Origin of the sequence: Bradyrhizobium sp. 164 (assembly GCF_023073715.1) — a bacterium.
GTDB lineage: Bacteria > Pseudomonadota > Alphaproteobacteria > Rhizobiales > Xanthobacteraceae > Bradyrhizobium.
This window is the reverse complement of record NZ_JADPKA010000050.1, coordinates 163,707-179,730: the sequence shown is the minus strand read 5'-3', so window position 1 is coordinate 179,730 and position 16,024 is coordinate 163,707. Positions and strand designations below refer to the sequence as shown.

The window sequence follows — 16,024 nt, the reverse complement described above, 5'->3', positions numbered from 1 at the left end:
GATGCGCTCGCGGAGAGAGACCCCTCACCCGCCTCGCGTTCGCGAGGCACCCTCTCCCACAAGGGGAGAGGGTGAAACCCCGCTCTGGGGTGCCTTTTTGAGCAGCGATGGATTGCCGGGTCAAGCCCGGCAACGACGGGCGGGGTCAGGCGAAATAGATCAACCCGAGCCAATCCGCGACCAGCGCGGGCTTGTCCTCGCCTTCGATCTCCACGGTCACGTTGGTGCGGGATTGCAATTCGCCTGCCTTGCGCAGCTTGGCCTCCGTCAGCATGAAGCGACCGCGGACGCGCTTGCCCGAGCGCACCGGCGAGATGAAGCGGAGCTTGTCGAACCCGTAATTCACGCCCATCGTGGTGCCCGCGATCACAGGCATCACCTCATACGACATGATCGACATCAGCGACATCGTCAGGAAGCCGTGTGCGATGGTGGTGCCGAACGCGGTTTCCTTCTTGGCGCGCTCCGGGTCGACATGGATAAACTGGTGATCCTCGATCACGTCGGCATAGGCGTCGATGCGGGGCTGGTCGATCAGGTGCCAAGACGACACGCCGATCTCTTTGCCGACCATGGCCTGATAGGCGTCCAGCGTAATCGGCGGCTTCTTCCAGGCTTCGTTCACTTAGGTCTCACTCCGTGTTTTTGCCAGCTCCGGAAAATCCTCCTCGCGGAATTCGCGGCCACGCAGGGGATCGTTGCGGTCGTCATCGCGCTCCAGCCGCCGTAGGTGCACGCGACGGATTTTTCCAGAAATGGTCTTCGGCAGCTCGGTGACGATTTCGAGACGGCGGATACGCTTGAACGGCGCAAGGCGCGCGTGCAGGTGCTTGAAAATCGAGAGCGCGGTTTCCGGCGAGCGCTCTGCGCCCGACGTCAGCAACACGAAGGCCTTGGGAATCGCGAGCCGGATCGGATCGGGGCTCGGCACCACGGCGGCCTCGGCGACGAGCTCGTGCTCCAGGAGCACGCTCTCCAGTTCGAACGGGCTGATGCGGTAGTCGGACGATTTGAACACGTCGTCGGAGCGGCCGACGAAGGTGAGATACCCGTCCTCGTCCGCGAACACGACGTCGCCGCTGCGATAGAGCTCGCCTTCCGCACCGGAGAGCTTGCCGTCATCACTCTGATAGCCCTGCATCAATCCGGCGGGACGGTTCACGCCGAGCACCAGCGTCACCTCGCCCTCCTTCGCCGGGTTGCCGTCGGCATCGCTGATCTGCACGCGATAGCCCGGCAGCGGACGGCCCATCGATCCGACCTTGATTGGCTGGCCCGGCGAATTGCCAGCGAGTGCCGTCGTTTCAGTCTGACCGTAGCCGTCGCGGATGGTGAGGCCCCAGGCCGCCTGCACCTTGTCGATCACTTCAGGATTGAGCGGCTCGCCGGCGCCGCAGACCTCGCGAAGCGACACCTTGAAGGAGGCAAGGTTCTCCTGGATGAACAGCCGCCATACCGTCGGCGGCGCGCATAACGTAGTGACGCCACAGCGGCCGATGGTGGCGAGCAGGCTTTTTGCGTCGAAGCGCGGCTGGTTGACCACGAACACGGTGGCGCCCGCATTCCACGGCGCGAAAAAGCAGCTCCAGGCGTGCTTGGCCCAGCCGGGCGACGAGATGTTGAGATGGACGTCGCCGGGCTGCAGCCCGATCCAATACATAGTCGAGAGATGGCCGACCGGATAACTGCGCTGACTGTGCCGCACCAGTTTTGGTTTTGCGGTCGTGCCCGAGGTGAAATAGAGCAGCATCGGGTCGTCGGCATTGGTCGGACCGTCAGGCGCAAAACTCTCCGAAGCGTGCGCCGCCTCGTCATAGGCCAGCCAGCCGCTGGAGGCCGCGCCGACCACGATGCGGACGATACTCTCGGCACCGAGGCTTGCGAATTTCGCGACCTGATCCTCGGCAGCAATCACCGCCTTCGCCTTGCCGCGATCGAGCCGGTCGCGCAGCTCGTCGGCGGTGAGCAACGTGGTCGCGGGAATCACGACGACGCCGAGCTTCATCGCCGCCAGCATCGTCTCCCAGAGCGGAACCGCATTGCCGAGCAGCAGCAAAAGGTGGTCGCCGCGCTTCAAGCCCTGCGCGCGAAGGAAGTTCGCGACCTGGTTGGAACGCTTTGAGAGCGCCGCGAAGGAGAGCTTGGTCTGCCGATCCTGCGCGGCATCGACGATCCAGAGCGCCGGACGGTCCTTGCTGTCCGCATTCGCCGCCAGCTCGGCGTCGAACCAGTCGAGCGCCCAATTGAAGGGAGCCGGATCGGGCCAGCGGAAGCCTTTGACCGCTGCGTCGAAATCCGTGCGGTGCTTGAGCAGAAACGCGCGCGCTTCCTGAAATGTCGTCATCAAGTGTTCCCGGCCAGCGCCCTAACGTGCTTGATAATTCCGGAAAAATCCACCCCGCCCTGCCCGGCGGCGTCGAAGGACTGATAGATCTCCTGCGCATGCTTGCCGAGCGGCGTCACCGCACCTGCCGCCTTCGCCGCGTCCTGCGCCAGCGTCAGATCCTTCACCATCAGCGCCGAGGCAAAGCCCGGCTTGTAGTCGTTGTTGGCTGGCGAGGTCGGCACCGGGCCCGGCACCGGACAATAGGTCGTCAGCGACCAGCACTGACCCGACGAGGTCGAGGCGACGTCGAACAGCGCCTGATGCGAGAGCCCGAGCTTCTCAGCCAGTGCAAATGCCTCGCTCACCGCAATCATGGAAATACCGAGGATCATGTTATTGCAGATCTTCGCGGCTTGGCCGGCGCCGGCGCCGCCGCAATGGACGATCTTCTTGCCCATATTCTCCAGCACGGGCTTGGCCGCCGCAAACGCACTCTCCTCACCGCCGCACATGAAGGTCAGCGTGGCACCCTTGGCGCCGCCCGTGCCGCCGGAGACCGGCGCGTCGACGGAGAGCACGCCGTGCTTGGCGGCGAGCGCATGCGCCTGCCTTGCGCTCTCGACGTCGATGGTCGAGCTATCGATGATCAGCGTGCCCTTGGCCATCGCGGGAACGACCTCGTTCCAGACGGAGAGCACGTGCTTGCCGGCCGGCAACATGGTGACGACCACGTCCGCGCCTTTCACCGCGCCCGCTGCGCTGTCGGCAATACCTGCGCCGTCGGCCTTGGCCTGGTTGCGCGAGGCCTCGACGAGATCAAACGCGACCACCTTATGGCCGGCCTTGACCAGATTGGCGGCCATGGGGCCGCCCATATTGCCGAGACCGATGAATGCGACCGTGGCCATTGTCGTTTCCTCCGCTTCAATATTCTAGTTGAACTTCAGCTCGTCGGCGCCGATTTCGGCGAAATATGGTGCCAGCATCTGCGGCGTCACATCCTCGATCCGCGGCGGCGACCAGGTCGGATTGCGGTCCTTGTCGATCACGGCGGCGCGCACGCCCTCGCGGAAATCGTCGCTGCGAAATACCTCCAGGGCGGCGCGATATTCGCGCACGAGACACTCTTCCAGGCTGGACGCCATGCGTGCGAGCCGCAAGAGCTTCAGCGTCACCACCATGCCGCGTGGCGATTTTTCGCCGAGCGTCTTCAACGTGGCGAGCGCAAACTCTGAGCCGTCGCGCTTGAGCGCCGCAACAATATCTTCCATGCGGTCGAAGCCGAACAGCGGGTCGATGATCGGCTCCTTCGCAGATACTGGTCCTGCTGTCTCGCCGGTCGCAAAGCTGTTGATGATCATGCTGACCTCGGCCGCAGTCGCATCGGGGCGCAGCTTCGTCAGGACGTTGCGCAGCTCCGGCAACTTCACCGCCGGCACGACCCAATCGGCGAACTTCGCATGGATCGCGTCCGGCCCGTTCATGGTCTGGCCGGTCAGCCCGAAATAGGTGCCGATCTCGCCCGGCGAATGCGACAACAGATAGGTGCCGCCGACATCGGGGAAGAAGCCGAGACCGACTTCCGGCATTGCCAGCTTCGTGCGATCCGTAACGACACGATGGCTGGCATGGGCTGACAAACCGACGCCGCCGCCCATCACGATGCCGTCCATGAAGGCGACATACGGCTTTGGGAACTTCTTGATCCGGGCATTGAGGATGTACTCCTCGCGCCACAGGATCTTGCCGAGGTCACCGTTGACCTTCGAGCTTTCCCAGAGTGTGCGGATGTCGCCGCCGGCGCACAGCCCACGCTCGCCGGCGCCTTCCAGCAGGATCACAGCGACGGCCGCATCGGCCTCGAAGCGGTCGAGCGCCTTGTCGATGTCGCGAAACATCTCCAGCGTCACGGCATTGAGCGCCTTCGGGCGGTTGAGGCGGATCACGCCGACTGCGCCCTCGACACGGGCGATCAGGTCGCCCTCTTCCACGCCACTCATGGTGCGCCCTCGATCAGCTTGCGCGCCACGATGAGCCGCATGATTTCATTGGTGCCTTCGAGGATCTGGTGCACGCGGAGATCGCGCACGATCTTCTCGATGCCGTATTCGCTTAAGTAGCCATAGCCGCCGTGAAGCTGGAGCGCATGGTTGGCGACCTCGAAGCCGACGTCGGTGCCGAAGCGTTTCGCCATGGCGCAGAGCATGGTGGCATCAGGATCCTTGCGATCCAGCGCCGCGGCTGCGCGCCACAAAAAGGTGCGGGCGGCCTCGAGCTCGATCGCCATGTCGGCGAGGCGGAATTGCAATGCCTGGAACTCGTCGAGGCGTTTTCCAAAGGCCTTGCGCTCCTTCATGTAGCTGCGCGCCTTTTCGAGCGCTATTTGCGCACCACCGAGCGAGCACGCGGTGATGTTGAGGCGGCCACCATCGAGGCCGGCCATCGCGATCTTGAAGCCGGCGCCCTCCTCGCTGAGGCGGTTGGCGACCGGCACGCGGGCATTCTCGAACATCACGGCGCGGGTCGGCTGCGCGTTCCAGCCCATCTTGCGCTCATTGGCGCCGAACGAGACGCCCGGCGTCTTGCCGTCGATGACGAGGGTCGAGATGCCTCCGGGACCATCGCCACCGGTCCTGACCATCGCGACCAGGAGGTCGGTGCCGCCGGCGCCGGAGATGAACTGCTTCTGGCCGTTGAGCACGTAGTGGTCGCCGTCGCGCACGGCACGGGTGCGCAGCGCCGCTGCGTCCGAGCCGGCGCCCGGCTCGGTCAGGCAATAGCTCGCGATCAGCTCCATGGTGCAGAGTTTTGGCAGCCATGTGTGGCGCTGGGTGTCGCTGCCATAGGCATCGATCATCCAGGACGCCATGTTGTGGATGGAGATGAAGGCCGAGGTGGTCGGGCAGCCCGTCGCCAGCGCCTCGAAGATCAGCGCCGCATCGAACCGCGTCATGGCGGAGCCGCCGACGTCGTCACGGATGTAGATGCCGCCCATGCCGAGCGTGGCGGCCTCGCGCATCACGTCGACGGGGAAATGCTTCTCCTCGTCCCAGCGCAGCGCCTGCGGCGCGATCTTCTCCGCCGCGAACACCAACGCCATGTCGCGAATTGCGATCTGATCCTCGTTCAGAGCGAACTGCATGACGTCGCCTACCCTTTGCTCCACCGTCGTTGCGAGCCAACGGGTCCGCGGGAAGCGCGGCCCGATGACAGGCTCCGCGAAGCAATCCAGCCTGTCTCCGCTGGATTTGCTTCGTCGCTACGCTCCTCGCAATGACGACTGGGCTACAGCCCTACTTCATCAGCGGGATCGAGAACTCCGCACCTTCCTTGACGCCGGACGGCCAGCGCGAGGTCACCGTCTTGGTCTTGGTGTAGAAGCGGACCGAATCCGGGCCGTGCTGGTTGAGATCGCCGAAGCCCGACTTCTTCCAGCCGCCGAAGGTGTAATAGGCGATCGGCACCGGGATCGGCACGTTGATGCCGACCATGCCGACATTGACCTTAGCCGCGAAGTCGCGCGCGGCGTCGCCGTCGCGGGTGAAGATGGCAACGCCGTTGCCATAGTCATGATCGGACGGCAGCGCCAGTGCTTCCTTGTAGTCGTGCGCGCGCACGACCGAGAGCACGGGGCCGAAGATCTCTTCCTTGTAGATCCGCATGTCCTTGGTGACGTTGTCGAACAGCGAACCACCGAGATAGAACCCGTTCTCGTAGCCCTGCATCTTGAAGCCGCGGCCGTCGACGGCGAGCGTCGCACCTTCCTTGATGCCGATGTCGATGTAGCTCTTGACCTTCTCGACCGCCTCGCGCGTAACCAGCGGACCGTAATCGGCCGAGGGATCGATCGAGGTGCCGATCTTGAGGCTCTCGACGCGCGGGATCAGCTTCTCCATCAGGCGGTCAGCAGTCGACTTGCCGACCGGGACGGCGACGGAGACGGCCATGCAGCGCTCGCCGGCCGAACCGTAGCCGGCGCCGATCAGCGCGTCGACGGCCTGGTCCATGTCCGCATCCGGCATCACGATCGCGTGGTTCTTGGCGCCGCCAAAGCACTGGCAGCGCTTGCCGGTTTGCGCGGCACGCTCATAGATGTACTGCGCGATCGGCGTCGAGCCGACGAAGCCGACGGCCTTGATGTCGGGATCGTCGAGGATGGCGTCGACCGCCTCCTTGTCGCCGTTGACGACGTTGAGGATGCCAGCGGGCAGGCCGGCCTCGATCATCAACTGGGCAAGCTTCATCGGCACGCCGGGATCGCGCTCCGACGGCTTGAGGATGAAGGCGTTGCCGCAGGCGATCGCGGGGGCGAACTTCCACATCGGGATCATCGCCGGGAAGTTGAACGGGGTTATGCCGGCGACGACACCGAGTGGCTGGCGCATCGAATAGATGTCGATGCCGGGGCCGGCGCCTTCGGTGTATTCGCCCTTCATCAAATGCGGGATGCCGCAAGCGAACTCGACGACCTCGAGGCCACGCTGGATGTCGCCCTTGGCGTCGGGCACGGTCTTGCCGTGCTCGCGCGCGAGCAGCTCGGCGAGCTTGTCGTAGTCGCGCTGGATCAGCTCCAGGAATTTCATCATGACGCGGCCGCGGCGCTGGGGATTTGTCGCGGCCCACTCCGGCTGTGCGGCGCGCGCGTTCTCGACGGCGGCGCGAACCTCGGCGTTGGACGCCAACGCGACCTTGGCCTGGACGTCACCGGTCATCGGTTCGAAAACGTCGGCGGTGCGGCCCGAGGTACCCTTGACCTCCTTGCCGCCGATGAAATGTCCGATTGAACGCATGGAATGATCTCCTTGGAAGTCGAGCCTGATCGCTGGAAGTCGAGCCTGATCGCTTTGACAAATCCTATCGACCTGCATTTTATAGGATTCAAGTCTGAGATATTGCACCATAGATGTGCGAAAATGCTGGATCAAGGCGCTATCGATTGGGACGACTTTCGCTTCGTGCTGGCCATCGTGCGGGGCGGCTCGGTGTCGGCTGCGGCAAAACAGCTCGGGGTCGATCATGCCACGGTGATTCGCCGCGTCGACCGGCTGGAGAAGCATCTCTCGGCAAAATTGTTTGACCGGCGCAAGACCGGCTATCTCCTCACCGAGGCCGGCCAGCGCGTCGCCGACAGTGCGGAAGCGATGGAATCGACCATCGTCGCCAATCAGGAGCAGGTCGGCGGCTCGGTCGCACGGCTGACCGGCACCGTGCGGATCGGCGCGCCCGATGGTTTTGGCACTGCCTTTCTGGCACCGCGGCTGGCGCCCTTTGCGGACCGTTATCCCGATCTGGACCTGCAACTTGTGGCCACCGCTCGGCTGTTCAGCCTCTCCAAACGCGAGGCCGACATCGCCATCAGCCTGACCATGCCGAAGGAAGGCCGCATCGTCGGCCGCAAGCTCCTCGACTACCGCCTCGGGCTCTATGCCGCGCCTGGCTATCTCGAACGTTTCCCAGAGATCACGTCGCGCCAGGACCTGCCGCAGCACCGTTTCGTCGGGTACATCGAAGAGCTGCTGTTCACGCCGGAACTCGACTATCTGCCGCAGGTGTCGCCGAAGATCTCCGCACGTTTCCGCAGCGCCAATCTGATCGCGCAGCTCAATGCAACGCTCTCAGGCTTCGGAATCGCGGTGCTGCCGCACTTCATGGCAAGCGACTACCCGCAGCTCGAAGCCGTACTGCCCGAAGAAATCTCGATCACGCGGACGTTCTGGATGTTGATGCACGCCGACAGCAAGGACCTCGCGCGGATCAGGGCCGTCGCAGATTACATCAGCGAGATCGTGGAGCGCGAGCGAGCGCTGTTTGCGGGGCGGTAACGTCGATTAGTCGGGTCCGAAGCACAACTGCCAGCTCCTCATGGTGAGGAGGCGCGAAGTGCCGTCTCGAACCATGCAGGCCCGTATCTCACCCGCGGCCATCCTTCGAGACGACCGGTTGGCGGTCTCCTCAGGATGAGGTCCCGAGGGGGTGTAGCTGGCACTAGTTCTGCTTCTCGCGCGCCTTCTTCGCGGCCGCGGCCTTCGGCTCACGCCGCGCGCCCTCAAGCGCGCTGTCCCGGCCCGCCTTCAGCACCTCGTCGGACAATTCGCTCGAGCCGGCGATGCGCGCCAGCAGCATGGTGCCGGCCATCGTGGCGAGCGTCGCAATCGCCTGTTTTCGTGCGGCCTTGCGCGGCATGTTCGGGATATAATCGGTCATCATCTCGATCATCTCGTCGAGCTTGCCGGCAAACGCCTTCCGCGTCTTCGGGCTCTCGCGGGCGATCTCGGCGCCGAGTGAGGGGATCGAGCAGCCATGGCCTGGATTGTCGCGATGCAGCGCGCAGAGATAGCTATCCGCGATCAGTGCCAAACGCTTCTCCGGCGCAGCCTCGCTCGTGAGCTTGCGCCAATGCTCCATCGAGCGATCCATGGCGTAGGCGAAGGACTCGATCACCAGCGCCTCGCGGGAATCGAAATGCGCGTAGAAGCCGCCGTGGGTCAGGCCTGCCTCCTTCATGAGATCGGCGACGCCGATGCCGTGGGCACCTTTTTCGCGCAGTCGCACCGAGGCCTTCTTCACGATGCGGTCGTGGGTTTCCTGCTTGTGTTCCCGGGAATAGCGCATGCGGATCTCATTGAATGTCGGAAATCATCTCATAACACGCGAACGTCGCGAACGGCGCATTAAATCGCAGTTAGATTGTTGCCGATCATGGAAAAGGTTGCGGTTGCATGCACCGCCAGCGCGCCCTTGCCGTCACGAACGAAACCTTCAGCGTAGCTGGTCTGGCGCCCCAGCTTGATCACCTTGCCTTCGGCCGAGATCAGGCCTGAACGGACCGAGAGCGGACGCAGGAAGGTCAGCTTCAGATCGAGGGTCACGGAGCCCTGCCCGGCCTCCAGCCGGGTCGAGATCGCGCACCCCATGGCTGTATCCAGCAGCGCCGCAGCGGTTGCGCCGTGCAAGAGGCCGACAGTATTTTCGAGATCTTCACGCGGCTCCAGTTCCATGACGATCCGGCCCGGCTCAACCACGGCCATGGTGAAGCCGATGAGTTTTGCGAAGGGCGGCGGCGGCAGGCGGCCGTCACGAATGCCCAGCATGGCGTCCACGCCCGACAGACCCATCGCCACCTTCGCAACCGGTGCAGGCATCTGCCAATCCACCACGCGCTCGCGCCGCTGGTCGGGCGAAAACAGGTCAAGATGGTCGGATTGGGTCATGACCGCCTCTTGTATGATTTACATCATACTATGTGGCGGACTTCGCCCTGGCAACTCCGCCCACCGCCCGCTTGACAAGCCGGGCGTTTCGGCCCGGAAGTGACCTCGACCCGGTGCGCCCTGCGCCTGTCCACCAAACCTCGAGATGCCACATGGAAATGCTCAACCACCATTGCGGCGTGACGCGTGATGCGCGCGGCGTCGTCCATGTCGCGATCTGCAACGCCGGCCCGCTCAACATCCTCGGCTCGCCCGTGACCGACGCCATGCGCGAAGGCTTGCAGCGGCTTGCCACCGACCACGCAATCCGCGTCGTGGTGCTGCGCGGCGAGAGCGAAAAGAGCATGATCGGCGGCGCGGACATCAAGGAGATGGCGAAACTCGACCAAAGATCGGCCGAAGCCTTCATCAGCCGCCTGCGCGATCTCTGCGAGGCGGTGCGCGCCTTCCCGGCTCCCGTGATCGCGCGCATGCCCGGCTGGTGCCTCGGCGGCGGCCTCGAGGTTGCCGCCGCCTGCGACTTCCGCATCGCCGCCCATGATGCGCATTTCGGCATGCCGGAGGTGCGCGTCGGCATCCCCTCGGTGATTCATGCCGCGCTGCTGCCGCGCCTGGTCGGCTGGGCCCGCGCGCGCTGGCTGGTGATGACGGCGGAGAACATCGACGCGCCGACGGCGCTCGCGTGGGGATTGGTCGACAAGGTTGCGCCGCAAGGCGGGCTGGATGCCGAGGTCGAGCGCGTCGTGCAGGCGTTGCTCGCATGCGGCCCCGAGGCGCTGCGATCGCAAAAGGCGCTGCTGCGGCAATGGGAGGAATTGCCGCTGACGGAGTCGGTCAATCTCAGTGTCAAGGTGTTCGGCGAGTCGTTCCTGACGGACGAGCCGACGCGGCTGATGCAGGCGTTCGTGAACCGGAGGCGATAGGGCTGTCGCCGCAATCGTCTCTGATTAGTAAGTCGCCGCCACGCCAAACGTGTCATGCCCCGGCTTGCCGCCTTCGCTAAAGCTTCGGCGGCCGAGCACCCTGACGGCCCGGCGTAGCCTTGGCGGAGCCGGGACCGGGCATCCAGGACGCCGCGGCTTCTCCGTATCCCACGACGGCCTCTGGAATACTGGATCACCCGCCTTCGCGGGTGATGACAATGTGCCTCGAAGAAGCACCTCCTCGAATCGAACGACTAAATCTCATCCGAACGACGACATTTTCTCATCCCTGGCGCGGTTGCATTTTTTGCGCCGCATCATATGATGAGCATAATCTTACTTATCCCCGCAGGGAGTTCGTCATGGCCGAAGCTGCCGATCCCGTCGTCATCGTCTCCGCCGCCCGCACCCCGCTCGGCCGCTTCATGGGCGAATTGTCGCCGCTCCCCGCGCACAAGCTCGGATCGCACGTAATCGGCGCGGCGTTGGAGCGCGCAAAACTCGCGCCTGAGAAGGTCGACGAGGTGTTCATGGGCTGCGTGCTGCCAGCCGGTCAGGGCCAGGCTCCGGCGCGCCAGGCCGCGCGTGCAGCAGGTCTCCCCGACGCCACGGGTGCGACCACCGTCAACAAGGTCTGCGGCTCCGGCATGAAGGCGACCATGCTGGCGCACGACATCATCCGCGCCGGCTCGGCCGAGATCGTCGTCTCCGGCGGCATGGAGAGCATGAGCAACGCGCCGTATCTTTTGGCCAAGGCGCGCGGCGGCTACCGCGCCGGCCATGACCGCATCATCGACCACATGATGATGGACGGGCTGGAGGACGCCTACGAGACCGGCCGCTCCATGGGCGATTTCGGCGAGGCGACTGCGGAAGCCTATCAGTTCACGCGCAAGGACCAGGACGCCTATGCGATGGAGACACTCAGTCGCGCGCGCAAGGCGGTCGAAGGCGGCGCGTTCAAGGCCGAGATCGCGCCGGTCACGCTCACCGAGAAAGCGGGTCCCCGCGTCATCGCCAACGACGAGCATCCGCTGAAGGTCGATCCCGCCAAAATCCCCGGCTTGAAGCCGGCGTTCCGCGCCAACGGTACCATCACGCCGGCGGCCTCCTCCGCGAACGCCGACGGCGCTGCCGCGCTCGTGCTGACCAAGCGCTCGCTCGCCGATCGGAGCGGCCTGCCGGTTCTGGCCGAGATCAAGGGCCATGCCACCCACAGCCAGGAGCCGCAATGGTTCACCACGGCGCCGATCCCGGCGATCCGCAAGCTGCTCGACAAGGTCGGTTGGAGCGCAAGCGATGTCGATCTGTTCGAGATCAATGAGGCCTTCGCCGTCGTTGCGATGGCGGCGCAGCGCGATCTCGGCATTCCCCGCGACAAGCTCAACACCAATGGCGGCGCCTGCGCGCTTGGCCATCCCATCGGCGCGACCGGCGCGCGGCTGATCGTGACGCTGCTTCATGCGCTGGAGGCGCAGAACCTCAAGCGCGGCGTCGCGGCGCTCTGCATCGGCGGCGGCGAGGCCACGGCGATTGCGGTAGAGCGGCTGGGGCACTGACGCAAGAAAGTCTGAAAACGAGGGAACTCTGTCATTTGCGACAGAAGCCGTCCGTGCCATCCTCGAACTGACGCCGGTCTCTTGCGACCGCCCGTCAACATTGAGGCCCAATGATCTCGAACTGGCTCGCGGCAGCACTTTCCCGCCGCAACATTCACTACGGCTGGGTGATGGTCGGCGTAACCTTCCTCGCCGCGCTGATCAGCGCCGGCACGGTCGGTGCGCCCGGCGTTTTCATCGTTCCCCTGCAAAACGAGTTCGGTTGGAGCACGGCCGAGATCTCCTCCGCGCTGTCGATCCGCTTCATCCTGTTCGGGCTGATGGCACCATTCGCCGCTGCCCTGCTCAACCGCTACGGCCTGCGCAACGTCACGCTCGCCGCCCAGCTGATCGTCGTCTCGGCGCTCGTGCTCTCGCTCGGCATGACCGAGGTCTGGCAGCTCGTCGCCCTCTGGGGCGTGGTGATCGGCATCGGCACCGGCATGACCGCCTTGGTTTTGGGCGCCACCATCGCCACGCGCTGGTTCGCAGCAAGACGCGGCCTCGTCGTCGGCATCATGACGGCGAGCGTCGCCACGGGTCAGCTCGTATTCCTGCCGCTGCTCGCAAGCCTCACCGAACGGTTCGGCTGGCGCCTCGCACTCGGCTTCGTCTGCATCATGCTCGGCGTCTCGGCGCTGGCAGTCCTGCTCGCGATGCGTGACCGGCCGAGCGATGTCGGCCTGCGCCCATTCGGCGACGCAGGGACCGCGCCGCTGCCCGCTCCGCCGGCCAGTCACGGCTCGATCACCGGCGTTGCGCTCGGCACGCTGCGCGACGCCTCGAAGTCGACTGCGTTCTGGATCCTGTTTGCGACCTTCTTCGTCTGCGGCGCCTCAACCAATGGTCTCGTCCAGGTGCACCTGATCCCGATGTGCCTCGATTTCGGCATCCCGCAGGTGCAGGCGGCAAGCCTGCTTGCGGCAATGGGCATCTTCGATTTCTTCGGCACCATCATGTCGGGCTGGCTGTCAGACCGCTACGACAATCGCTGGCTCTTGTTCTGGTATTACGGCCTGCGCGGGCTGTCGCTGATCTTCCTGCCCTTCAGCGATTTCTCGTTCTACGGCTTATCGATGTTCGCGATGTTCTACGGGCTCGACTGGATCGCCACGGTTCCGCCGACCGTACGGCTCACCGCGCAGAAGTTCGGGCCCGAGCGCGCCAACCTCGTGTTCGGCTGGATCTTTGCCGGCCATCAACTCGGCGCCGGCACCGCCGCCTTCGGCGCTGGCCTGTCGCGCACCGTCTATGAGAGCTACTTGCCCGCCTTCTTCGTCGCTGGCGCGCTGTGTGTGTTCGCTTCGGTCATCGTGCTGGCACTGTCGCGGCAACCCAGGTCGAACCCGCAAGCGGCGACGGCCTAGTACCTCATCGTGATGAAGCCGAACACCGCGGCATTGCCGAGGCGAGACGCCGCGCCGTAAAAGGCGACTCGCGGCTTCGCGGCGCTGGCAGTGACGCCGAGCCCCCGCGGAATTTGAGCTATATTCCCATTAGACTCCCGGGCACAAACGTGGACAATACCCCAGCACGTCACGTGCACAGTGCACACCAAAGATGCACCAGAGGAAACACATGCCGGCTGCCTTCCCGTCGTCCCCACCCGACATTCCAGCCACTCCTTTGACCACCGAAATGCGCGATGCGTTGCGCGCGATCGTGGGCCAAAAAGGTCTCATCGAGGACGAGCACGGCAAGCAACCGTTCGTGACCGATTGGCGCGGATTGCTGGTCGGCGGAGCCGGTGCCATCGTTCGTCCCGGCAGCACCGAGGAGGTCTCCAGGGTGGTCCGGCTTTGCCACGAGCACGGCGTCGCGATCGTGCCGCAAGGCGGCAACACCGGTCTGATGGGCGGGGCGACGCCCTGGCCTGCGCACACCGGCATCGTGTTGTCGCTCGGCCGCATGAACCGCATTCTGGAGGTCGATCCGGTCGGCTATTCGATGACGGTCGAGGCCGGCTGCGTGCTGCAGACGCTTCAGGAGACAGCAAGCGCACACGACAGGTTCCTGCCGCTCAGCCTCGGTGCCCAGGGCTCGTGCATGATCGGTGGCAATCTGTCGACCAACGCCGGCGGCGTGCAGGTGCTGCGCTATGGCAACGCCCGTAATCTCGTGCTGGGGCTCGAAGTCGTGCTGCCCAATGGCGAGGTCTGGGACGGATTGCGCGCGCTCAAGAAGGACAACACCGGCTACGATCTCAAGCACCTGTTCATGGGTGCCGAAGGCACGCTGGGGATCATCACCAAGGCCGTTCTCAAGCTATGGCCTGCCCCGAAGGACGTCTGCACCGCCTGGCTGGCGGTGCGCGATCCGCGCGCGGCTCTGGAAATCCTGTCCGAAGCCCACAGCGCCTCCGAAGACAATGTCGGCTCCTGCGAGCTGATGAGCCGCTCCGCCATAGACATGGTGCTGCGCCATATCCCCGGCACTCAGGATCCGCTCAAGGCAGATACGTCATGGTACCTCCTGCTCGAATGGTCATCCGCACGCCCACGCCGGGACGGCACCGAGGGCATGTCCGAGAAGATGGAGCAGTTTCTCGCCGATCAGCTCGAGGCCGGTCGCGTGCGCGATGCAGCGATCGCACACACGGTCAGCCAGTCGCGCAAAATGTGGCGCATCCGCGAGGGTGTCGCCGAGGCCTCCCGGGCCGAGGGACCGGGACTGAGCTACGACGTATCCGTTGCGATCTCCAGGATTCCCGAGTTCATCGATCTGGGACTCAAGGCCGTGCTCGGCATTCTCCCCACCATCCGCCCCTATCCGCTCGGACATATCGGCGACGGCAATCTGCATTTTTCATTCATGGGGCCGCTCGGCATGGATCAGCAGACGCTGACCCAATACAAGGGCGTCATCACGCGGGCCGTGAACGATCTCATCACCTCCATGGGGGGCTCGATCTCGGCGGAGCACGGCATAGGCATCGACAAGCTCGACGAGCTCAGTCACTATCGCTCGAAGACCGAGCTCGACATCATGCGCACCATCAAGCGCGCGCTCGATCCGCAGAACATCATGAATCCCGGCAAGGTGCTGCGGCTGTGATCGACGCTGCGCCCGGCGCCAATCAATGGTCCAGCATGGGCGGGTCGCAAAGGTGGCGCGACCTGTCCATGGTCTTGTCGAGAGTATAGTGTCCGCCGTCCTCAAGCCATCGAACCGCCGCGCGGGTTGACGATCGTATACCCTCGCAATGAACGCGCATGGATTCGCGTCGCGCGCCCGCCCGAGTTGGCGTCATAGGCCATCCAGACGTCGCCCCCGAGGTGCTGCTCCAGGACGAAAACGTGTCCTCGTCGTGCAGCAACCATTCCTGGTGCGGGTGATGTCCGCCGAAAGCGCAGCCAATTGGCCGCAAGATTCAATTCCGGCACGATACGGCCGAACACGCGCAGAGCCGCGCCGCAGCCGCAGAAGGACGAAGGGCAACCGGCCGGACGGCCACCGATAACGCGCGCGCCGGATACACCGGAGACGGTCGCCGGCGTGGCGGCGCCCCCTGCATCAGTCACTGTCAGTTGCGTCGAGCGGTAGGCTTGTAGAGAAGACCTGGAATTGAGTGAAGATCTGGAAATCAGTGAGGACCTGGAAGTCCGCTCGTTTCGCGTTCTCGAATACGAGAAGTCGCAGGGCATGGTGACATTGCATTCAGTGGCTTGATGAATGCGATAAGGCCGGGCTTCCGAAGCGACAGAACCTAGAACAACGAAGACGCACGCAGAAAATACTCGCTTGAACATTGCAGGACTCCAAATGAGAGACCCTGCCCCGGACAACGAGAAACCAATAACAGTTTGGCTGAAATGGGCCTAAAGAGCGGCCAAAAATGGCTGGATTGCGCGACACAACCTGCAATCGTCGTCGCCTACACGTAGCGGCTGAGATGATTAACTCGCAGCGCACGAATGCCCGCCCAGCAAGTCAAGCTTGCGGCATGCAACCAAGTCCCGTCCGCAA

At 64.3% G+C, this 16,024-nt stretch carries 14 protein-coding genes; 5 read left to right on the top strand and 9 right to left on the bottom strand.

The genetic code is table 11. The annotated features are described in order from the left end of the window. Window positions 1-145: 145 nt before the first annotated feature. From IVB01_RS18130 to IVB01_RS18105, 6 genes are all read right to left on the bottom strand, one after another. Entirely contained in the window at window positions 146-625 is a 480-nt protein-coding gene (locus IVB01_RS18130) for a MaoC family dehydratase (RefSeq protein ID WP_247420141.1), read from the bottom strand. Further along, window positions 626-2,344 (bottom strand): AMP-binding protein, encoded by a 1,719-nt coding sequence (locus IVB01_RS18125; RefSeq protein WP_247494718.1) that lies wholly within the window; start codon window positions 2,342-2,344, stop codon window positions 626-628. Then, window positions 2,344-3,234 carry a 3-hydroxyisobutyrate dehydrogenase gene (mmsB, locus tag IVB01_RS18120; RefSeq protein ID WP_247276945.1) on the bottom strand — a complete coding sequence of 297 codons (891 nt, stop codon included), beginning with the start codon at window positions 3,232-3,234 and terminating at the stop codon, window positions 2,344-2,346. Before mmsB ends, IVB01_RS18125 begins: the two co-directional genes overlap by 1 nt. Before the next feature lie 24 nt (window positions 3,235-3,258). Next, complete coding sequence (locus IVB01_RS18115) at window positions 3,259-4,326, bottom strand: enoyl-CoA hydratase/isomerase family protein (protein WP_247276944.1); 1,068 nt, start codon at window positions 4,324-4,326, stop codon at window positions 3,259-3,261. Next, window positions 4,323-5,468 (bottom strand): isobutyryl-CoA dehydrogenase, encoded by a 1,146-nt coding sequence (locus IVB01_RS18110; RefSeq protein ID WP_247276943.1) that lies wholly within the window; start codon window positions 5,466-5,468, stop codon window positions 4,323-4,325. Before IVB01_RS18110 ends, IVB01_RS18115 begins: the two co-directional genes overlap by 4 nt. A gap of 151 nt (window positions 5,469-5,619) precedes the next feature. Continuing rightward, window positions 5,620-7,116 (bottom strand): CoA-acylating methylmalonate-semialdehyde dehydrogenase, encoded by a 1,497-nt coding sequence (locus IVB01_RS18105; protein WP_247276942.1) that lies wholly within the window; start codon window positions 7,114-7,116, stop codon window positions 5,620-5,622. A 123-nt stretch (window positions 7,117-7,239) separates the two neighbouring features. Between IVB01_RS18105 and IVB01_RS18100 the strand changes: the two genes are divergently transcribed. After that, a complete protein-coding gene (locus IVB01_RS18100; protein WP_247276941.1) occupies window positions 7,240-8,148 on the top strand; it encodes a LysR family transcriptional regulator in 909 nt (302 codons plus the stop codon). 163 nt (window positions 8,149-8,311) lie between these two features. Here IVB01_RS18100 and IVB01_RS18095 read toward each other — a convergent pair whose 3' ends face one another. Both IVB01_RS18095 and IVB01_RS18090 read right to left on the bottom strand, forming a co-directional pair. After that, entirely contained in the window at window positions 8,312-8,938 is a 627-nt protein-coding gene (locus IVB01_RS18095) for a TetR/AcrR family transcriptional regulator (protein ID WP_247276940.1), read from the bottom strand. 59 nt (window positions 8,939-8,997) lie between these two features. Continuing rightward, on the bottom strand, window positions 8,998-9,537 hold the full coding sequence (locus tag IVB01_RS18090) for a PaaI family thioesterase (protein WP_247276939.1): 540 nt from the start codon (window positions 9,535-9,537) through the stop codon (window positions 8,998-9,000). Between the two features lie 152 nt (window positions 9,538-9,689). Here IVB01_RS18090 and IVB01_RS18085 point away from each other — a divergent pair, with 152 nt between their 5' ends. The 4 genes from IVB01_RS18085 to IVB01_RS18070 all read left to right on the top strand — a co-directional run bounded on the left by IVB01_RS18085 (window position 9,690) and on the right by IVB01_RS18070 (window position 15,112). Then, window positions 9,690-10,460 (top strand): enoyl-CoA hydratase, encoded by a 771-nt coding sequence (locus tag IVB01_RS18085; RefSeq protein WP_247494717.1) that lies wholly within the window; start codon window positions 9,690-9,692, stop codon window positions 10,458-10,460. A 362-nt stretch (window positions 10,461-10,822) separates the two neighbouring features. Then, window positions 10,823-12,019 carry an acetyl-CoA C-acyltransferase gene (locus IVB01_RS18080; protein WP_247276937.1) on the top strand — a complete coding sequence of 399 codons (1,197 nt, stop codon included), beginning with the start codon at window positions 10,823-10,825 and terminating at the stop codon, window positions 12,017-12,019. A 110-nt stretch (window positions 12,020-12,129) separates the two neighbouring features. After that, window positions 12,130-13,425 carry an MFS transporter gene (locus tag IVB01_RS18075; protein WP_247276936.1) on the top strand — a complete coding sequence of 432 codons (1,296 nt, stop codon included), beginning with the start codon at window positions 12,130-12,132 and terminating at the stop codon, window positions 13,423-13,425. A gap of 211 nt (window positions 13,426-13,636) precedes the next feature. Continuing rightward, window positions 13,637-15,112, top strand: a complete 1,476-nt coding sequence (locus IVB01_RS18070) for an FAD-binding oxidoreductase (RefSeq protein WP_247276935.1) — start codon at window positions 13,637-13,639, stop codon at window positions 15,110-15,112. A 101-nt stretch (window positions 15,113-15,213) separates the two neighbouring features. Here the strand turns inward: IVB01_RS18070 and IVB01_RS18065 are convergent, their stop codons facing one another. After that, window positions 15,214-15,807 (bottom strand): hypothetical protein, encoded by a 594-nt coding sequence (locus IVB01_RS18065; RefSeq protein ID WP_247276934.1) that lies wholly within the window; start codon window positions 15,805-15,807, stop codon window positions 15,214-15,216. Between the last annotated feature and the right edge of the window lie 217 nt (window positions 15,808-16,024).